The organism is Acinetobacter sp. AOR14_HL, assembly GCF_027855175.1.
Classification (GTDB): Bacteria; Pseudomonadota; Gammaproteobacteria; order Pseudomonadales; family Moraxellaceae; genus Acinetobacter; species Acinetobacter calcoaceticus.
This window is the reverse complement of record NZ_JAKTII010000003.1, coordinates 20,078-39,644: the sequence shown is the minus strand read 5'-3', so window position 1 is coordinate 39,644 and position 19,567 is coordinate 20,078. Positions and strand designations below refer to the sequence as shown.

At 39.3% G+C, this 19,567-nt stretch carries 17 protein-coding genes; 8 read left to right on the top strand and 9 right to left on the bottom strand.

Translation table 11 applies throughout. From position 1 onward, the window contains the following. Positions 1-85: 85 nt before the first annotated feature. Positions 86-1,888: an acyl-CoA dehydrogenase C-terminal domain-containing protein gene (locus MKL38_RS01145; protein ID WP_270902260.1), complete on the bottom strand. Its 1,803-nt coding sequence runs from the start codon at positions 1,886-1,888 to the stop codon at positions 86-88. Between the two features lie 303 nt (positions 1,889-2,191). On the opposite strand from MKL38_RS01145, the gene MKL38_RS01140 reads away from it, so the two are divergent. Continuing rightward, the gene (locus tag MKL38_RS01140) at positions 2,192-2,641 is read left to right on the top strand and encodes a PaaI family thioesterase (RefSeq protein WP_270902574.1); all 450 of its coding nucleotides are present in this window, start codon (positions 2,192-2,194) and stop codon (positions 2,639-2,641) included. A 20-nt stretch (positions 2,642-2,661) separates the two neighbouring features. Here the strand turns inward: MKL38_RS01140 and MKL38_RS01135 are convergent, their stop codons facing one another. The 7 genes from MKL38_RS01135 to MKL38_RS01105 all read right to left on the bottom strand — a co-directional run bounded on the left by MKL38_RS01135 (position 2,662) and on the right by MKL38_RS01105 (position 10,551). Further along, positions 2,662-3,879, bottom strand: coding sequence for an MFS transporter (locus MKL38_RS01135; RefSeq protein ID WP_270902259.1), 1,218 nt, complete (start codon positions 3,877-3,879; stop codon positions 2,662-2,664). Positions 3,880-3,898: 19 nt separating this feature from the next. After that, complete coding sequence (gene dcaP, locus MKL38_RS01130; RefSeq protein WP_270902258.1) at positions 3,899-5,215, bottom strand: outer membrane trimeric porin-like protein DcaP; 1,317 nt, start codon at positions 5,213-5,215, stop codon at positions 3,899-3,901. A gap of 40 nt (positions 5,216-5,255) precedes the next feature. Further along, the gene (locus MKL38_RS01125; RefSeq protein ID WP_004642400.1) at positions 5,256-5,909 is read right to left on the bottom strand and encodes a 3-oxoacid CoA-transferase subunit B; all 654 of its coding nucleotides are present in this window, start codon (positions 5,907-5,909) and stop codon (positions 5,256-5,258) included. Beyond that, positions 5,909-6,577, bottom strand: coding sequence for a 3-oxoacid CoA-transferase subunit A (locus MKL38_RS01120; protein WP_003651139.1), 669 nt, complete (start codon positions 6,575-6,577; stop codon positions 5,909-5,911). The genes MKL38_RS01125 and MKL38_RS01120 overlap by 1 nt, the downstream gene beginning before the upstream one ends. A 17-nt stretch (positions 6,578-6,594) precedes the next feature. Beyond that, a complete protein-coding gene (locus MKL38_RS01115) occupies positions 6,595-7,872 on the bottom strand; it encodes an MFS transporter (RefSeq protein WP_270902257.1) in 1,278 nt (425 codons plus the stop codon). A 180-nt stretch (positions 7,873-8,052) separates the two neighbouring features. Then, a complete protein-coding gene (locus tag MKL38_RS01110; protein ID WP_004642397.1) occupies positions 8,053-9,339 on the bottom strand; it encodes an MFS transporter in 1,287 nt (428 codons plus the stop codon). A gap of 57 nt (positions 9,340-9,396) precedes the next feature. Further along, positions 9,397-10,551 (bottom strand): acyl-CoA dehydrogenase family protein, encoded by a 1,155-nt coding sequence (locus MKL38_RS01105; protein WP_133746304.1) that lies wholly within the window; start codon positions 10,549-10,551, stop codon positions 9,397-9,399. Positions 10,552-10,862: 311 nt separating this feature from the next. Between MKL38_RS01105 and MKL38_RS01100 the strand changes: the two genes are divergently transcribed. From MKL38_RS01100 to MKL38_RS01070, 7 genes are all read left to right on the top strand, one after another. Further along, a complete protein-coding gene (locus MKL38_RS01100; RefSeq protein WP_004642396.1) occupies positions 10,863-11,651 on the top strand; it encodes an enoyl-CoA hydratase in 789 nt (262 codons plus the stop codon). A 29-nt stretch (positions 11,652-11,680) separates the two neighbouring features. Continuing rightward, entirely contained in the window at positions 11,681-12,442 is a 762-nt protein-coding gene (locus MKL38_RS01095; RefSeq protein WP_151744385.1) for an SDR family oxidoreductase, read from the top strand. Positions 12,443-12,503: 61 nt separating this feature from the next. Beyond that, complete coding sequence (locus MKL38_RS01090) at positions 12,504-14,027, top strand: 3-hydroxyacyl-CoA dehydrogenase (protein ID WP_270902256.1); 1,524 nt, start codon at positions 12,504-12,506, stop codon at positions 14,025-14,027. Between the two features lie 14 nt (positions 14,028-14,041). Then, positions 14,042-15,247, top strand: a complete 1,206-nt coding sequence (locus tag MKL38_RS01085) for a 3-oxoadipyl-CoA thiolase (protein ID WP_270902255.1) — start codon at positions 14,042-14,044, stop codon at positions 15,245-15,247. 107 nt (positions 15,248-15,354) lie between these two features. Continuing rightward, entirely contained in the window at positions 15,355-16,197 is an 843-nt protein-coding gene (locus MKL38_RS01080; protein ID WP_004642385.1) for an IclR family transcriptional regulator, read from the top strand. A gap of 64 nt (positions 16,198-16,261) precedes the next feature. Continuing rightward, on the top strand, positions 16,262-17,446 hold the full coding sequence (locus MKL38_RS01075; RefSeq protein ID WP_270902254.1) for an MFS transporter: 1,185 nt from the start codon (positions 16,262-16,264) through the stop codon (positions 17,444-17,446). Positions 17,447-17,673: 227 nt separating this feature from the next. After that, entirely contained in the window at positions 17,674-18,249 is a 576-nt protein-coding gene (locus tag MKL38_RS01070) for an RDD family protein (RefSeq protein WP_442866682.1), read from the top strand. 136 nt (positions 18,250-18,385) lie between these two features. Here the strand turns inward: MKL38_RS01070 and MKL38_RS01065 are convergent, their stop codons facing one another. Next, complete coding sequence (locus MKL38_RS01065; RefSeq protein ID WP_270902253.1) at positions 18,386-19,357, bottom strand: NAD(P)H-dependent flavin oxidoreductase; 972 nt, start codon at positions 19,355-19,357, stop codon at positions 18,386-18,388. Between the last annotated feature and the right edge of the window lie 210 nt (positions 19,358-19,567).

Sequence of the window (19,567 nt, the reverse complement as noted above, 5' to 3'; positions counted from 1 at the left end):
TATAAAGTTATAAAGTTATAAAGTTAATCAATGGGTAAAATTCCACATGAAAGTTTCACCCATTGATTCTAAAAATTACGATTAACTAAAATGCAAAAGCCTCTTGATCAAGCTCCATGACAGATTCAGCTCCTGACTCAATTGCGGCTGCATGGCTTTGTGTACGATGCAAAAGTTTTTGATAGAAAAACTTAGCTGTTGTTAACTTCGCTTTATAAAAAGCTTCCTCTTGTGTACCTACTGCCAATTTTTCATGGGCAACTTGAGCCATTCGAGCCCAAAGATAGGCAAACACGACGTAACTAGAAAAATAAAGATAATCTACAGAGGCCGCGCCAATTTCTTCTGGATTGTGCTTCGCTTTTTCGGCAATTGTTGTGGTGAGCGATAACCATTGTTGCTTGAGTTCACCTAATTTTTCTAAATAAGGTTTCAGTGCTACATTTGCTTGATGTTGAAGAATGAATTGATCAATTAAATCCGTCATATTCTTTAAGAGCTTGCCTTCTGAATTTAAGACTTTACGTGCAAGCAAATCTAAGGACTGGATTTCGGTTGTTCCTTCATACAATGTTGAAATGCGTGCATCGCGTACAATTTGCTCCATTCCATGCTCAACAATAAACCCATGCCCACCAAACACCTGAACACCATGTTTTGCAGACTCATTACCAGACTCAGTTAAAAAGGCTTTAGCAATAGGCGTTAAAAAAGCCAGTAAATTATCGGACTGTTTTTGCTGTTCTTGATCGGCTGAACTTTCAACAATGTCTACATGTTGAGCTAGAAAATAAGCCAGCGCACGTCCACCTTCAGCAAATGCTTTTTGTGTCATTAACATTGAACGCACGGCAGGATGCACAATAATCGGATCGGCATTCTTTTCTGGATATTTTGGACCAGATAATGAACGCATGGCGAGGCGTTCTTTGGCATAACTCAATGCGCCTTGAAATGAAATTTCTGAGGCAGCAAGCCCTTGTACTGCCGTGCCAATACGTGCCGTATTCATAAAGGTAAACATACAATTAAGCCCACGATTTTCCGGACCAATCAAATAACCTTGAGCACCATCAAAATTAAGAACACAGGTGGCATTTCCATGAATACCCATTTTATGTTCAATCGCACTACAGACAACCTGATTGCGATCTTGCAAATTACCTTCATCATCTACATTAAATTTAGGCACGATAAACAAAGAAATACCTTTTGTACCTGCGGGCGCCTGAGGTAATCGAGCTAAAACAATATGAATAATATTTTCAGAAAGATCGTGTTCACCTGCCGATATAAAAATCTTTTCCCCAGTAATTGAGTAACTACCATCCAGATTTGGTTCAGCCTTGGTTCTAATTAACCCAAGGTCCGAGCCCGCATGTGATTCGGTTAAACACATGGTTCCAGTCCAGATTCCACTAATTAACTTGGCTAAAAACTGCTGCTTTTGCTGTTCTGTTCCGTGGTGTTCAATTGTTCTCATCGCACCATGAGATAACCCTTGATACATTGCCCAAGCCCAGTTAGAACCACACAACATTTCAGAAATCGCGATGCGTAATAGTGTTGGTAAGCCCTGCCCACCATATTCAGGGTCTGCGGTTAGTGAGGTAAACCCAAGTTCGGCATATTTTTGGTAGGCTTCTTTAAAACCTTTCGGTGTAGTCACTACGCCTTGATTTAAATGACACCCTTCTTGATCGCCATTTTGATTAATAGGTGCCAATTCATTTTCACAGAAATCTGCTGCTGCCTCTAAATATTGATCAATTAATTCTCGATTTACGCTTTCTTGATATTTGCTTAAACGTTGGTAGTTCTCTTCTGTTTGAAGCATTTCATGCAGAACAAATTGCATATCACGTAATGGAGCTTTGTATAAAGGCATAATTTTTTCCCTTTCACTTCACTGCCTGGGTCATACAGGCAGATATGTTTTTTCCTTGAATAGACTTTTATTTTTCAACTCAACCAAAATATCAAAAAATTTCTTATAGCAAAACTAATTTTCACTATTTTTATAAAATCCAACCAGTAAAACATTCATCAAATATTTAAGATATTGTAGTTAAATAAAATTATTAAATATATAGATATAAAAATAAAAAATTAATTACTATTTTAATTTTGTACTGCAAAATATTATTCCGTAAAAAATCATTTTATAGTATTGTGATTACATTGCTTAATCATCCAAGGACGATTTATGGATAGCCCGAAATACACAGGTCTTGAATTTTTAACAGCTTTAAAAAATGGTGAAGTTTCTCCATCACCTATGGCTCACACCATCCCCATGCAATTAGTAGAAGTTTCCGAAGGTAAAGCCACTTATAAAGTTACACCTAAGCAAGAACATCGAAATATACAAGGCGGTGTACACGGCGGCTTTTGTGCCACAGCTTTAGATACAGCTACCGGAAGTGCTGCGCATACCTTACTCGAACATGGAGTTGGTTATGGGACTATTGATTTAAATGTAAAAATGATTCGTCCCATGCAAGTTGATACGTCTTACTATGCGACAGCCGAGTTGATTAACGCAGGCCGTAACATTATTAGTACTGAAGGTAAAATCGTGGATGAAAACGGAAAAGTATATGCTTTTGCCACAGCCACATTAATGATTATTCGAAAATAAAAGCCCTGTTAAGCTCCTCCTTATGGAGCTTTTTCTTGTTTTGCGATTTTGTCCATCTCATAGAAATCTAAGCGATCAATCATAAAACTCACAATAGCCAGACTTATACCTAAGGCTACACAGGCTTCCCATCCCCAGTGTTTCCATGCATAAACTGCAATAAAAGAACCCAACGCCGCCCCCCCAAAATAGAGCGTCATATAAATTGAGTTAATACGGGAACGCGCCTGCGCGGAAATTCGATAAACCAGATTTTGATTGAGTACATGAAATGCAGACAGCCCGAAGTAAGCCATAATCACACCAACTGCATAGGCTACTAAAGATTGCTGTGCAAAAAATAGTGGTATCCATGCTGTAATTAATAAAACCATGCTAACCAGTGCAACTTTATTCTCAAGTCCCGCTGCAATTTTCTTACCCGCCCACGGTGTGGCAAATACCCCAGCTAACCCGACAATTCCAAATAGACCAATTTGGAAATCGTTAAAATGATAAGGAGCATTGGCTAAAAGGAATGTCATGGTTGTAAAAATAAGAGCCAAAATACCAAAGCCAATTCCTCCAGCAAAACCACGGCGAAGCAGATGAGGTTGATTTACCGCTAATGAAAATAATGAACTGTAAATTTGTAGAATATTGAGTTGATGGGATTTATGCGCAATCGGCAATTTTGACCACATGATCCAAGCAAAAAACAGAATGACGATGCCACTAATTAAATAAACGGCATGCCAAGACCAAACCGTAGAAAGTAAACCCGCAATAGAGCGCGCCAATAAAATTCCCAAGAACAAACCACTCATGAGAGTCCCAACAACTTGCGGGCTTTTTTTCGGACCTGCCAAACCTGCGGCGAAAGGAACCAAAACTTGAGTTGCAATAGAAAAGAATGTCGCTAAAAAGGTAAAGCCATACAAGACTGGCAAGGTTTGGCTAAAAGAAAGCCCCACTTGTGCAAGCCCCGTACAACACATGAGCAAACAAATATAACTACGCTTTTCAAAGAAATCACCGAGTGGTACCAATAGAAACAGACCTACCGCATAAGATAGTTGTCCAATCACAATGGTTAAAGCCACTTGCTCGGCATTAGCCTGCAAGGCTTTGGCAATTGAATAAATTAAAGGCTGGTTATAATAGTTCGAGCCCGCACAAATCCCGCATGTCATCGCCATGATAAAAATAAAGCTTTTTGACAAAATATTGTCTGCATCGGGTCGAACTATTTTTTCCATTTTTTAATTACGCCCTATTTTAAAATTTATACATCGACACAAAGTTTACACGTGACACATCGGCTGTTCTGCCATCAAAGACTTCTCGCTTACCTTGATGGTATTCCATACCGATATCCATTTGTTCAATAGGCGAATAAAAGACGTTAGCAGCATAGTCGGTTAAACGCTTATTGGCATCAGGGTTGAGTTTTGCATAAGCCGTATCGTCATCATAATCAAACATTGAAGCCGATAAGTTTGCACGCCATTGCTCATTGAATTTATATGAATAACCAATATTTACGCTATTGAGTTTATTCATAACTAAATCTGTTTTTTCTTCATTTAAAGAAAAATCACCCGCTGCATTTAAACTTGTTGAATTAGTCAAGCCGCTTTGCGTGGTGTACGGCATAAATTTTTGATCACCAACAATATATTGATAATTAGCCTGCACCGATTGCTGTGGCGTTAATTGGTATTTTAACCCGCCCCCTGCGCCCCAACTTACCTTCTTAACTGTTGCGGTGGCTACATCTGCTGACTTCTCGTTAATAAAACCTTGAGCAAGTGCAGTTAAAGGACCTTGTTTAAAGGTATAGCGTCCCGTTAATGATGGAAAAGCTGAGACTCGGGAACCTGTATATTCTAGAGCCACTTTTAAATCATTATTGGCATCAATTTTCCAGTCATAGCGAATTTGAGGAGTCCGTGTATAGGAAGTTCCTACAAATTGCGTGTAGTCCACAGATTCTGTACGTGTTTCCATGTTGGACATGAGTGACCATGTTTGACCGAATGTCCAATCCTTATAAGTGAAAAATGCATGGCGAATACGGAATTTACCATCACCCGTTCCCATGTTAGAGCTATCAAAAAAATCGGCTTCAATATTTCCCGTAACCGCTTTATTGGGACTATTAAAATAGACCCCTAAGCGGCTTGCATTTACGCTTACATCTGAGCGCGCATGATTAGAACGTTTATCGCTCTCAAAAGGTGTGCGGTTTAAGCTACTTGTCGTTCTCCCCCCCGAATCAGGTGAGGATTTAAAATCGACCGCCGCATCTATACGGGCAATACCGTAAACCTTAACATTATCGGTCCAAGTCACCCATGACGGAGCAATCGGCTTAGCTGCTTCAATGCTCTTATTCTTTTCGACATTTTCTTCAATTTGGGCCTGTTTGACCTGTAAATTACTTTGACTTTGTTTTTGAGCTACAAGTTCTGCTTTTAACTTTTGTAGCTCACTTTCTAGCAAATTAATTCGCTGTTCTGTTGTATCTGAAGAATTTGCAAAAACAGTCCCTGAAGCCGCAGCGCAAGCTGCAGCTAAAATTAATTTTTTCATCTTTTAATCCTTAAAGAAGCTTTTTTTCCATGTGTATAAATTAGGCTACACGTGCATCTATGAGCGGACAGTCGGTCACTGCCTGTAATTCATCAAAACTTAGACCTTCCACCATTTCCTTGACATAGGCTTTCTGATCTTTCAGTTCAATAATGCATAAATCGGTATAGATACGATTTACGCATTGCTCACCTGTGAGTGGATATGTGAGCTCTTTTACAATTTTGGACTCACCCTTTTTAGTGACATGTTCCATATAGACATAAATGGTCTTTGCTCCCACAGCCAAATCCATCGCACCGCCTACAGCAGGTACATCATCTGGTTTGCCTGTGTGCCAGTTTGCCAAATCACCATTTACCGCAACTTGGAATGCACCAATAACGCAAATGTCTAAATGTCCTCCACGCATAATGTCAAACGAGTCACCATGGTGCATAAAGCATCCACCTTCTAATAAAGTGACAAGTTCTTTTCCGGCATTGACTAAGTCTTCATCTTCTTCACCTGGTTGTGGTGGCGGGCCAAAAGCCAAAACACCATTTTCCGAATGTAAAAAGATTTCTTTGTCTTTTGGCAAAAATTTGGCAACGTTAGTAGGAAGTCCAATTCCCAAATTGACATAAGAACCTTCAGGAATGTCATTGGCAATCAGTCTAGCAATATCTTCACGAGAACGTTTTTGAACTGACATTAGATATCTCCTACTTTTACAACGTGCTGAACAAAAATTCCCGGTGTGATAATGCACTCAGGGTCAAGCGTTCCTAGCTCTACCGTGTCATTAACTTGAACAATGGTATTTTTTGCGGCTTTTGCCATAATCGGGCCAAAATTACGGGCCGCTTTGCGATAAGTTAAATTACCCCAACGATCCGCCTTATCTGCATAAATCAATGCAAAATCAGCTTCAAGTGGATATTCAAGTACATAATTTTTGCCATTAATAGTTCGGGTTTCTTTACCCTCGGCAACTTTGGTGCCATAGCCAGTTGGAGTAAAAACAGCTCCTAATCCTGCACCTGCAGCCTGAATACGACATGCCAAATTCCCTTGTGGAACCAGCTCTAGCTCGATCTTTCCAGCTCGATATAAATCTTGAAAAACTGTTGACCCAGCCGATTTAGGGAATGAACAAATCATTTTCTTAACACAACCGGCAATAATCAGATTCGTTAAACCCCGATCACCAGAAGCCGCATTGTTATTAATAATGGTAAGTTCTTTCTTGCCTAAATCAATTAAGGCCTCAATTAATTCAGCTGGTTGTCCAGTAACACCGAACCCACCTGTCATGATGGTTGCCCCATCAGGAATAGCTTTTAAAATCGGTTCAATATCACTGGTCACTTTATTAATCATTTCTTCACTCTCCTTAGTTATTCAGCTTTTTGAGGATCGTATAAACGATCTTTAATAAATAAGGTTGGGATAAGCCCACAGACAAAATATGCAATACCCATCAGTAATAAACCTGCACCAATGGAACCATGCATTGCCAAATAACCAATGGTCAGTGGTGCAAAGATCGCTCCGATACGTCCAATATTAAATGCACCACCCACTGCTGTACCTCGAATAGAGGTTGGGAAGCTTTCGGTTAAATAAGTTGCGTTAATAGCGTACGGAATACCATAAAGGAAACCAAAAACCAGCATCAGCCAACCAATGTTTTCAGGCGTATGCATATACACCACCACTGGTATAAACAGTGCAGTTCCAATCGTACCGAAGGCAAAAACAACTCGGCGTCCAATACGGTCTGCTACAAAACCAGCAAGCACTTTGGCAAACATCATGGTCAAAAATGTTCCAATCATATAGATTGCCATTTCTTTAAATTTAATCCCTAACTCGGACTCTAGATAAGCAGGCAACCAGTTACTCACGCCCAAATAACCAAACATCAGGAACCCAGAACTAAATGACCAAAGCATGAGCATCTTGCCGTGTTTTTTATCTTTAAATAGGGCGATATACGGATTCTCAGCTTTTTTGGCAGTGCCAACAGCAGGGTTAGCAAGTTTTAAATCACGGGCTTTTCTCCATGACTCAGGTTCAGGCACAAAGAAGAACATGAGAACAGCCAAAACAATCGGGATAATCGTAATGAAATACAGCATCCGCCAGCCAAATTCAGGAATAATCCAACCTGATAGACCTGTAATCGTTAAAGAACCGAGGGTATAACCAGTCATCAGTGTTGCTAACACCGTTGTACGATATTTGGTCGGCACCATTTCAGACATTAAAGTATTGCAGCCGATGTAGAGACAACCCAACCCCATACAGGTAATAATTCTTAAGATCGCGAGTTGCCCATAGGATTGTGCGAACCCCGTCATACAAGAAAGTATGGCAAATGCTGCTGTTGAAATGACAATAATACGGACTCGTCCAAAACGGTCACTTGCCCAGCCACCAATCAGTCCACCAATCGCCATACCAAAAATTGACCAACTGCCTAATGCACCTGCCTGAATCGTGGTCAAACCAAATTCGGCCTTAATACTGGTCAGAGTAAAAGCTAGAATGCCAACATCAGCACCATCACAAAGTAAAGTGAGAAATGAAAATATAAAGGCTAGAACCCAGACTTTTTTAGGTGTCTGAGTGACCTCATTATCTTGGAATGTACTTACAGCTTCCATTTTCATATTTTTACCTATCCATTACATAAAAGTGAGTATTCCTAAGCTTATTTATTTGAAAGAGAATATTTTTATAAAAATCATCCATCTTTCTATTTATCATTTTTTTCATGCAATAAATTAACTGGTAACCGTGCATGATTTAGGTTCAGACCTGATCATGATCAAGTCTGAAACGCTGCTGAATTAATCAGCTTTTTGTGGGTTAAATAATCGGTCTTTAATAAATAACAGTGGAATCACACCGCAGATAAAATAAGCAGCTGCCATCACCAATAGCCCTAAACCAATAGAACCACTTTGCGATAAATAACCAATTGTAAGTGGAGAGAAAATCGACAGAACCTTACCAATATTATAGGCACCACCAACCGCAGAACCACGAATCGAAGTCGGGAAGCTTTCAGTCATATAGGTGGCATTAATGGCGTATGGAATGCCATATAAGAAACCGAAGAACAGCATCATCCATAAAATATTGGTTGGTGTATTTAGATAAACAATGACAGGAATAAACAGTGCTGTACCAATGGTTCCAAAAGCAAACACAGCACGGCGACCCAATTTATCAGCAACAATGCCGGCAATTACTTTGGCAAACATCATAATCAGGAAGGTACCGACCATATACATCGCCATTTCTTTAAATTTGATCCCCAGATCAGATTCAAGATAAGCAGGTAACCAGTTACTTACCCCGTAATAACCGAACTGTAATGCACCTGTACTGATAATCCACAATACAAACATGGTGCCGTGTTTTTTATCTTTTAAAATTTCAAGATAAGGATTCTGACGTTTCACTTTTTGGGTTGGATCGACTGTCGTTGCCGCCAACGCTTTCAATTCACGTGATTTTTTCCAAGATGCAGGTTCAGGCACACAAAAGTGCATCAAAATCGACAACACCACAGGAGTAATTGCAATCCAGTACAGAAAACGCCAACCATGCTCAGGAATAATATGACCTGCTAACAAGGTTGCAAGTAATGAACCCAAGGTATAACCCGTCATTAAGGTTGCCAATACGGTGGTACGATGTTTAGTCGGCACCATTTCTGACATTAAAATATTACAGGCAATATATAATGCACCCAGCCCCATCGAGCCAAAGACTCGTACAATGGCAAACTGCATATAAGAATCAGTAAAACCAAGCGCACAGGTTAAAACTGAAGAATAAGCAATAAAAAACACAATAATGCGCACGCGTCCAAAACGGTCACATGCCCAACCACCAATCAGACCGCCAATTGCTGAACCTAAAAGTGTTAAACTTCCTAAAGTACCTGCCTGTACACCCGTTAAATGAAATTCCGTTTTTAAACTGGTTAAGCTGAGCGCGAGAAAACCCAAATCTGCGCCATCACATAACAAGGTAAGAAAGGCAAAGATAAATGCAGTAATCCAAATCTTTTTGGGGGTTTGAATCCCTTCAGGGCTTGCTTCCTGCTTCAGTGTTTCTGTGGTCATATCCATATCCTTAGAGGAACATGAGGCATCCGATGCCTCATGGCATTTAATTTTTTATTAGGCTGTAGCTTCCCTAATCATGTTTTTAGCAATAATAATTTGTTGAACTTGCGTGGTTCCTTCATATAAACGGAACAAACGCACATCACGATAAAAACGTTCAATGGCATATTCACTGATATAACCTGCCCCACCGTGAATTTGTACGCAGCGATCTGCCACTCGACCACACATTTCGGTCGCAAACATTTTTGCGCAAGATGCTTCTGTACTAATGTTTTCGCCATTGTCACGACGACGAGCTGCATCTAAAACCATACATTTAGCAGCGTAAATCTCGGCTTTTGAGTCAGCGAGCATGGCCTGAATAAGCTGAAAGTTAGCAATAGGTTGACCAAATTGTTTGCGTTCAATGGCATAGTGAAGAGCATCATTTAACATACGCTCAGAAACACCCACACTATATGCCCCAATGTGCAAACGGCCTTTATCAAGCACTTTCATGGCCGTTTTAAAACCAACACCTTCTACACCACCAATCAGCGCAGATGCGGGTACTCGGCAATTTTCAAAAATGACATCACAGGTATGAGAACCCTTTTGTCCCATTTTTTGATCAATTTTCCCTAAAGTAATGCCTGGTGTGTTGGCTTCTACTAAAAAGGCTGAAATACCCCCCGATCCTTTAATTTCAGGATTGGTTCGTGCCATTACTGTAAAAGTTGCAGCATGTGGCGCATTGGTAATAAAACGTTTAGTGCCGTTTAATACATAGAAATCACCATCTTTTACTGCACTGGTTTTTAAAGAAGCTGCATCCGACCCTGACTCAGGTTCAGTTAAACAAAATGAACCAATAATTTCGCCACTTGCATAACGTGGTAAATATTTTTGCTTTTGCTCTTCTGTGCCATCAATCAAAATTGCACTTGAACCAATTCCGTTATTGGTACCAATTAAAGAACGGAAAGCTGGTGAGGTTTGCCCAAGTTCAAATGCGACTCTTACTTCTTCTTCCATGGTGATGCCTAAGCCACCATATTCTTCTGGAATTGTGAGTCCGAACAAACCGAGTTCACGCATTTGCTGCACAATGTCATCCGGAATTTTATCTTTCTCCACCACTTCGTTTTCACGAGGGATCAATTCATTTTTTACAAAATCTCGAATTGTTGAAAGTAATTGTTCCAACATCCCTTCATCACGGATCATCTGTGATCTCCCTTCTTATGTATTTTCATCGTACCCATCAGCCAATTCCAGCTTGTCTGGATAACATGTTTTAAATCTTGTTTACTGCGGATTTGTTTCATAGTACGAGAACGAAAACACAAATTTCAAGCTTTTTTGAAAATTAATTTCGTTAAACGAAATTTAAAAACAGACCAATACACAATATCAATCACTTACACTATTTAAGAGATCACAATTGCTCTATTTAAATAAATAAGACTTGAAATAAATTCCAAAATAAGCATCATAAAAGGAATATAGTTTTGATATGCGAAACAAGGAATGCAAAAATGAACAAAGAAATAGGGAATAATTTCGTAGATGTTGATTACACCATTCAAAAAATAGCGATTGTAAAAATTAACCGCCCAGAAGCTAAAAATGCCTTAAACGGTGAAGTTCGTAAGCAATTAGCACAAATTTTTTCCGAATTAAGTTTTAACGATGAAATCAATGCGGTTGTACTCACTGGTGGTGATGAAGTCTTTGCCGCGGGTGCAGATTTAAAAGAAATGGCAACAGCAACTTCAACGGAAATGCTATTACGTCACACTGAACGTTATTGGAACGCAATTTCCCAGTGCCCTAAACCAGTGATTGCGGCTGTAAATGGCTATGCATTAGGTGGTGGCTGTGAATTGGCAATGCATGCCGACATTATTATTGCCGGTAAAAGTGCAGTTTTTGGACAACCAGAAATTAAAGTTGGTTTAATGCCAGGTGCTGGTGGCACACAGCGTTTGTTTCGTGCAGTCGGTAAATTTCATGCTATGCGCATGATTATGACAGGTGCAATGGTGAAGGCTGAAGAAGCTTATATCATTGGGCTTGTTTCACAAGTGACAGAAGACGACCAAACTATTCCCACCGCTATTCAAATGGCGCAAAGCCTAGCAAAAATGCCACCTATCGCCTTGCAGCAAATTAAAGAAGTTGCACTCATGAGTGAAGATGTTCCATTAAATGCTGGCTTAACCCTAGAGCGTAAAGCATTCCAACTGCTGTTCTCTACCGAAGATAAAAATGAAGGTGTTCAAGCTTTTATTGAAAAACGCAAACCCTCGTATCAAGGTAAATAATTTAAATAGATAACAACAAAGGAATGAAAATGGCTAAAAAAGTATTTATTAGTGCAGGTGGTTCAGGGATTGGACGCTGCATTGCTGAGGCATTTTTAAACAACGATGATGAGGTTTTCGTTTGTGATATCAATGGTAAAAGCCTAGAACAGTTTCAGAAAGATTATCCAAAATTGCACATATATGCATGTGATTTAGCAGAGCCTGAGCAAATTAAGCTTATGTTTACCGAAGCGATCAAAAAACTTGGCCATCTTGATGTTTTAGTTAACAACACAGGCATTTCAGGCCCAACCATTGCCGCAGATGAACTGAGTTTTGATGACTGGAATACGGTTATTAATTTGAATCTAAATAGCACTTTTTTAATTACTCAATTAGCGATTCCCTTGTTAAAGCAATCAGGCGCCGGTGTCATTATTAATATGTCATCAATTGCAGGTCGCTTAGGCTATCCATATCGTTTGGCGTATTCCACTTCAAAATGGGGGCTCATTGGTTTTACTAAAACGCTTTCTATGGAACTCGGTGCAGATAATATTCGAGTTAACGCGATTCTTCCGGGTGCTGTTGATGGTGACCGTGTCCAACGCGTTCTACAGGCCCGCGCAGATGTAGCCCAAAGTTCTCTTGAGAAGGTCACACAAAATGCACTTAAAAATCAGTCGCTCAAATATTTTGTAAATCCAAAACATATCGCAGATTTATGCCTATTTTTAGCCTCAGATAGTGGTCGTTCTATTTCAGGCCAGATCTTACCAATTGATGGTGATAAACAATGCTTAAGTTAAATCACCAACCCTTATTTATCCGCTTAATTTCAAATACAGATCAATAATCAGGATGATCGACATGACTTATGATATTAAAAGCATGGCTGTGATTGGTGTAGGTATTATGGGCAGTGGTATTGCTCAAATTGCTGCACAATCAGGACATACCACTTATTTATATGATGCTAAGGCAGGTGCAGCAGAACAAGCAAAAGAACAACTTGCTGCTACATTTCAAAAGTTAGTCGACAAAAATAAAATTACGGCTGAACAAGCTGCAGCGGCAAATAGTCATTTAATTGTTGCTCACCAAATTGAAGATTTAAAAGATTGCGACTTGATTATTGAAGCTATTGTTGAACGTCTGGATATCAAACAAAGTTTGATGCAACAACTTGAAGAGGTTGTTTCCGAAAATACCATCCTAGCTTCCAACACATCTTCTCTTTCTATTACAGCCATTGCGGCAAACTGCAAAAAACCGGAACGTGTGGTGGGCTACCATTTCTTTAACCCTGTTCCACTCATGAAAGTTGTTGAGGTCATTCGAGGTTTAAAAACAGATCCACTTATTATCGACGCTTTAAATAGCTTGTCTCGTGCATTCGGCCACCGCCCTGTGGTTGCGAAGGACACACCAGGATTTATTATTAATCATGCTGGACGAGCTTACGGAACCGAAGCTTTAAAAATTTTAAATGAAAATGTCTGCGACATTAGTGAAATTGACCGAATTTTACGTGACGGTGTTGGTTTTAGAATGGGACCTTTCGAGCTAATGGATTTAACTGGGCTTGACGTTTCTCATCCTGTCATGGAGTCGATTTACCATCAATATTATGAAGAAGCACGCTACAAACCTAACCCGTTAACCAAACAAATGTTGGAGGCTAAACAACTCGGACGCAAGGTTAATCAAGGTTTTTATAATTATGAAACCGGTTCAAAAACAGGTGAACAACCCGCCAAGTTTGTAGACCGTTTAGCGCAATATCCAAAAGTTTGGGTAGCAGCAGATTTCTCTGAAGATAAAACACAGCTTGAAGATTATTTAACTCAGCAAAATATTGCCTTAGATACTGGCTCTGCACCGCAATCAGACAGTTTATGTTTACTCGCTTGTTACGGCGAAGACACAACTCAAGCAGCTACACGCCTAGGCGTTAATCCTGAGCAAGCTGTTGCTATAGACATGTTATATGGCATTGCAAAACATCGCACATTAATGCCTTCACTTGTCACAAAAGCTGACTACCGTGAGGCAGCTCACTCTATTTTCAATTTAGATGGAAATACGGTCAGCATGATTAATGAAAGTATTGGTTTTGTTGCTCAGCGTGTTTTAGCCATGGTCATTAATTTAGGCTGTGATATTGCCCAGCAAAATATTGCAACAGTAGATGATATTAATGCGGCAGTGCGTCTTGGTTTAGGCTACCCATTTGGCCCAATTGAGTGGGGCGACCAAGTAGGTCGTCAAAAAATCTTACTCATTCTAAATCGTATAACATCACTTACCCATGACCCACGTTACCGCCCTAGCCCGTGGTTACAGCGCCGCGTCGCACTTCATTTACCTCTCACTTTTACTCATGAGTCTTGAAAAGGAACTTCTCAATGTTAAATGCTTATATTTATGATGGTTTACGTAGCCCAATTGGTCGCCATGCAGGTGAACTTGCCTCAATTCGTCCAGATGATTTAGCAGCGACAGTCATTCAAAAGTTACTTGAAAAAACTGGTGTTCCGGGTGCTGATATTGAAGATGTAATTTTGGGTGATACCAACCAAGCAGGTGAAGATAGCCGTAATGTTGCGAGAAACGCGCTTTTGCTTGCAGGTTTACCAGTCACTGTACCTGGTCAAACCGTAAACCGTTTATGTGCCAGTGGTTTAGGTGCAGTAATTGACTCTGCGCGTGCCATTACTTGTGGTGAAGGTGAGTTATATATTGCAGGTGGCGTAGAAAGTATGTCACGTGCACCCTTTGTGATGGGTAAAGCCGAAAGTGCTTATAGCCGTGATGCTAAAATTTATGACACCACGATTGGCTCTCGTTTTCCGAATAAAAAAATTATTGCCCAGTACGGCGGTCATTCAATGCCTGAAACGGGCGATAATGTTGCTGCCGACTTTGGTATTACACGAGAGCAAGCCGATTTATTTGCAGCTCAGTCACAAGCCAAATATCAAAAAGCCAAAGAAGAAGGTTTCTTTGCGGGTGAAATCACCCCAATTGAGGTTTTCCAAGGCAAAAAGCTACCACCAAAACTGGTTTCTGAAGATGAACACCCTCGCCCAAGCTCGACTGTTGAAGCACTTACGAAATTAAAACCATTGTTTGAAGGTGGTGTAGTGACTGCTGGGAACGCTTCAGGCATTAATGACGGCGCTGCGGCACTCCTGATTGGTTCAGAAGCTGCAGGTCAAAAATATGACTTAAAGCCTATGGCAAAAATATTGTCAGCAGCAGCAGCGGGTATTGAACCCCGTATTATGGGGGCCGGCCCTATTGAAGCCATTAAAAAGGCAGTTGCACGTGCAGGGCTGACTTTAGATGACATGGATATTATTGAAATTAATGAAGCTTTTGCCTCACAAGTGTTGTCTTGCTTAAAAGGCTTAAATGTTGATTTTAATGACTCTCGCGTAAATCCAAATGGCGGTGCAATTGCTATTGGTCATCCACTTGGTGCTTCCGGTGCCCGTCTTGCTTTAACTGTGGCACGCGAACTCATTCGTCGTAAAAAGAAATATGCTGTCGTAAGCCTATGTATTGGTGTCGGTCAAGGCCTCGCTATGGTGATTGAAAACGTTTCATAATTACCAAACCAGATATCCATTCATCACAACAGCGCAGTGATGAATGGATTTATTTTGCAGAGCGAAATATAATAGCAAAACTTTGCTTTATTATATTTGAGGATCGAATGTCTCAGAATTCAAAAACTGAACAACCAATAAATTTTGATGAGATACGCCTAGATCCTATTTCACATATTCATCGGGAAAATAACCCTCAATTTATCGCTTCCTTAGCGCGTGGCTTAGAACTTTTACGCTGCTTTTCTGCAAATAATCAGGTACTTGGAAATCAAGAACTCGCAAAAATGACAGGTTTACCTAAACCGACTATTGCACGTATTACCAATACCCTTGTGTCATTAGGTTATTTAAAACAATTGCCTAATTCGACCAAATATACCCTAGACATTGGTGTCTTATCTTTAGGATATGCAGCATTGTCGAATATTTCTATCCGTACTATTGCTCATCAATATATGGAAGAGATGAGTCAACATGTGCAAGCCCCTGTGGCAATGGCAACACGTGACCGATTAAATATGGTTTATATCGATGTGGTACAAATTGAAACTGCATTAAATATGCGCCGTCCAATTGGCTCAACTTTGCCACTTCATAGCAGTTCAATGGGAAGAGCATGCTTAGCGGCGACTCCTGAACGTGAACGTAATTTTTTACTTGATGCACTTAAGCAAAAGAACGCTGAAAACTGGCCTGCCATCAAACGCTCTTTAGAACGAGCTTTCCGAGATTATCAAGATTACGGATATTGTTTGTCTTTAGGTGAATGGCATAAAGAAGTGAACTCGGTCGCTGTACCATTAGTCAGCTCTAAACACGGTCTTTATGTCTTTAACTGTGGTGCGCCAAGTTTTCATTTAAATCCGGAAAAACTTGAAGGTGAAATTGGACCACGTTTAATCCATATGGTGCACAATATTCAAGATGCTTTGAATGAAACGCACTGACAACCGTACTTAGAAAAGTAATGGTTGTGATGGTTAAAGTTCCTCTTTCATTATGACAATAGGCATGATGAAAAACGCACTCTATACCCCAACCATTATTTTAATGGCTATTGCAGCAGGCATCTGTACAGGCGGAAATTATTTTAGCCAACCACTTATTCATTCGATTAGTTTGAGCTTAAATTTAACCGAAACCACCACGGCATGGGTGCCTACTTTAGCCCAGATTACATATGCTTGTGGCTTACTCTTTTTAATGCCATTAGGAGACATTTTAGAAAAGCGCAAACTGCTCTTCATCTTTATGTTACTGGCTGCAAGTGGATTAATTATTAGTGGTTTTTCACATAATATTTATCTGCTCTTACTAGGTACAATCATTACCGGTCTATTTTCCAGTTCAGCTCAGCTTCTATTACCTCTCGCCGCAAGTCTGGTTCCAATTCAACAAAGTGGTCGTGTTGTTGGTTTTTTACTGAGTGGTCTCATGATGGGGGTTTTACTCGCTCGCTCCCTATCAGGTCTAATGTCTACGCTTTTTGCATGGAATGTGATTTATCTGGTCAGTGGCTTTTTATTACTAGTCATCGCCATTATTTTGCACCGTAGTATTGGATTGTTCCCACCCACCAAATCTGAAAACTATGCGAAAACCATCCGCTCACTTCCACAAATTTTTATCCAAAATCGACGTTTAAGAATTAGAACTTATATTGGTGGTTTTACATTTGCTTGCGTGAGCTTAACCTTTACCACCATGTCATTACTATTGGCCCCCGCTCCCTATTTTTTTAGTGACTTTACGATTGGTCTTTTCGGTTTTGTTGGTGTTTTAGGAACGTTCGTTGCCAATTTTTCAGGTAAATTTATTGACCAAGGATATATCCACAAAATTTCAATTTATTGCGGCGTGGGGCTTATTCTAAGTTGGATTCTTTTTTCACTTTTACCCTACCATTTCATTTTTTATATTATTGCCTTACTCATTCTATATGCTTCACTTTCCGCAGTTCATGTCACCAATCAAAGTATTGTATTTAAGCTCAATCAAGAATTGCGTTCGCGTTTTAATGCGATTTATATGACTGGTTATTTTGCAGGTGGAGCTTTAGGCACCACAGCTGGAAGCTACGCCTGGAAACATTTTGGTTGGACGGGTGTCTGTATTTTAGGTTTAATTTTTGCCGTATTGTGTCTTTATTATTGTATCGCCGATGCAAAAGATCAGCACAACTTGAAAAAAGGCTAAGCTAAAATAGGCCTTTTAATAAAAATAGAGCCTATTCAAATACAAAATTTAATGATCTAAATCAAACTTTGTATTTATTTTCTAAAGAGTAAATAATCCGCTACCTTTATTATTTATTCAATATTTCTAACCACCTAAAACATTTAAAATATTGCTCAGATGACTTATTTCACATAAAATATATTATTAAGCTTTTAATAATTAAATATATTTTCAAGAAGGAAGTAATGTTTTTCTTACCAATTAAAATAGATAATGAAAAAGTCTATGCAGGTTTTTGGAAACGTCTTAGTGCCGGTATTATTGATATGGTAGTGATGATTCCTTTTATGGTAATAACTCATTTTACTCAAAGTATATCTATAGTCAGCTCAATGATAACTCTAGTTATTATGGCTATAATGGGTATCACTTATACAATTTACTTTCACTATCGTTTTGGTGCAACGATAGGAAAAATGGTCGTTGGAATAAAAATTACACGTCCTGATGGTAGTAAAATCACTCTTATACAAGCTGTGTTAAGATCTTCAGTTGATATTGGTTTTTGTATTATTATGGTTATATCCCAATTAATCGCATTAAACTATGCTGATCCTGAAATATACCTAAATGCAGGGCCAATTGATCGAGCAAAATATATTCTAATTTTATATCCAGCTTGGTATAGTGTAGTTAGTTCAGCGAGTGAATTATGGACTTGGAGTGAGTTTATCGTTTTACTTTTTAATAAAAGGAAAAGAGCGATTCATGACTTTATTGCTGGAACTATTGTAATTAAGAAACAATATTCAAAACACTAATGTAAGAAAAAATTCTATTTAGGAGCCCAAATTTAGTCTAGTAGTACTGAACAAATATTAGATTAAATTTGGGCTAACATATTTTTTAAGTTAAAATCTTTCTCAATTATTAAGCTTAAATAGCTAATAACCCACTTTATAAAAGCCCTAATAAACGTCCACGAATAATATCTTCTGCATCTTTGACAATTCGGCTGACCAATTCATCACAGGTCGGAATATCATGAATTAAACTTGCAACTAACCCACATGACCATGCTCCGGCATTTACATCGCCATCTATCATGACTTTAGGATAAACCCCTGCAACCTCTTCAATAATATCTTCAAATTTAATGTTGTCGCCAAGCGCTTTTTCTTTGGCTACAATTTTTTCAACGGCCACATTATTCAGCACGCGCTCGGTATTGCGTAAAGCTCGCATAATTAAACGGGTATCTCTTTCAGTTGCATTCAGAATTGCCTGTTTCACATTTGCATGTACTGGGGCTTCTTGAGTTGCAATAAAACGCGTTCCCATATTAATTCCATCTGCCCCCATGGCTAAAGCTGCCGCGAGTGAACGTCCATCCGCCATCCCGCCTGAAGCAACAAATGGAATTTCTAATGCATCAGCTGCTAAAAGCAATAGAATCATATTCGGTACATCATCTTCACCAGGGTGCCCACCACACTCAAAACCATCTACAGAAACTGCATCGCATCCAATTTGTTGGGCTTTTAGGCTATGTCGAACAGAGGTACATTTATGAATAACTTTAATTCCAGCAGCCTTTAAATAAGGCATGACCTGTTCAGGATTACGACCCGCTGTTTCTACAACTTTCACTCCGCCCTTAATAATTGCTTCTACAAAACCCGGATAATCTGGTGTATTTACGGTAGGCAAGAAAGTTAAATTTACGCCAAAAGGTTTATCAGTCATTTCTCGACAGCGCGCAATTTCTTTTGCTAGATTTTCAGGCGTTCTTTGCGTCAGGCCAGTAATAATGCCTAATCCACCTGCATTTGAAACCGCAGCAGCAAGCTCCGCAAAACCGACATAATGCATACCGCCTTGAATAATCGGGTGCTCGATTTCAAATAATTCTGTAATTTTCGTCTTCATATTATTTCCACTCACTTTTTATATACCTAGCTTCTGATTTCCTTAGCATCTCTAGGTACTTTATTACCAATAAATCCTGTAAACATTTCTAAACTTACAAATCTTAAAATTTCGCATTACAAAATTTTATACCACAATATAAAACAAATTAATTGATAATGGAATTTATTTTCGATAGGATCATCCTATTAATTTAAAGTTTTAATTTCA

Excerpts from the sequence above, each read along its gene's own strand:
- MKL38_RS01115 (WP_270902257.1), bottom strand. The coding sequence starts at position 7,872 with ATGAAAATGGAAGCTGTAAGTACATTCCAAGATAATGAGGTCACTCAG.
- dcaP (WP_270902258.1), bottom strand. The coding sequence starts at position 5,215 with ATGAAAAAATTAATTTTAGCTGCAGCTTGCGCTGCGGCTTCAGGGACT.
- MKL38_RS01070 (WP_442866682.1), top strand. The coding sequence starts at position 17,674 with ATGTTTTTCTTACCAATTAAAATAGATAATGAAAAAGTCTATGCAGGT.
- MKL38_RS01090 (WP_270902256.1), top strand. The coding sequence starts at position 12,504 with ATGACTTATGATATTAAAAGCATGGCTGTGATTGGTGTAGGTATTATG.
- MKL38_RS01100 (WP_004642396.1), top strand. The coding sequence starts at position 10,863 with ATGAACAAAGAAATAGGGAATAATTTCGTAGATGTTGATTACACCATT.
- MKL38_RS01120 (WP_003651139.1), bottom strand. The coding sequence starts at position 6,577 with ATGATTAATAAAGTGACCAGTGATATTGAACCGATTTTAAAAGCTATT.
- MKL38_RS01075 (WP_270902254.1), top strand. The coding sequence starts at position 16,262 with ATGATGAAAAACGCACTCTATACCCCAACCATTATTTTAATGGCTATT.
- MKL38_RS01085 (WP_270902255.1), top strand. The coding sequence starts at position 14,042 with ATGTTAAATGCTTATATTTATGATGGTTTACGTAGCCCAATTGGTCGC.
- MKL38_RS01095 (WP_151744385.1), top strand. The coding sequence starts at position 11,681 with ATGGCTAAAAAAGTATTTATTAGTGCAGGTGGTTCAGGGATTGGACGC.
- MKL38_RS01065 (WP_270902253.1), bottom strand. The coding sequence starts at position 19,357 with ATGAAGACGAAAATTACAGAATTATTTGAAATCGAGCACCCGATTATT.
- MKL38_RS01145 (WP_270902260.1), bottom strand. The coding sequence starts at position 1,888 with ATGCCTTTATACAAAGCTCCATTACGTGATATGCAATTTGTTCTGCAT.
- MKL38_RS01105 (WP_133746304.1), bottom strand. The coding sequence starts at position 10,551 with ATGATCCGTGATGAAGGGATGTTGGAACAATTACTTTCAACAATTCGA.
- MKL38_RS01125 (WP_004642400.1), bottom strand. The coding sequence starts at position 5,909 with ATGTCAGTTCAAAAACGTTCTCGTGAAGATATTGCTAGACTGATTGCC.
- MKL38_RS01135 (WP_270902259.1), bottom strand. The coding sequence starts at position 3,879 with ATGGAAAAAATAGTTCGACCCGATGCAGACAATATTTTGTCAAAAAGC.
- MKL38_RS01110 (WP_004642397.1), bottom strand. The coding sequence starts at position 9,339 with ATGACCACAGAAACACTGAAGCAGGAAGCAAGCCCTGAAGGGATTCAA.
- MKL38_RS01080 (WP_004642385.1), top strand. The coding sequence starts at position 15,355 with ATGTCTCAGAATTCAAAAACTGAACAACCAATAAATTTTGATGAGATA.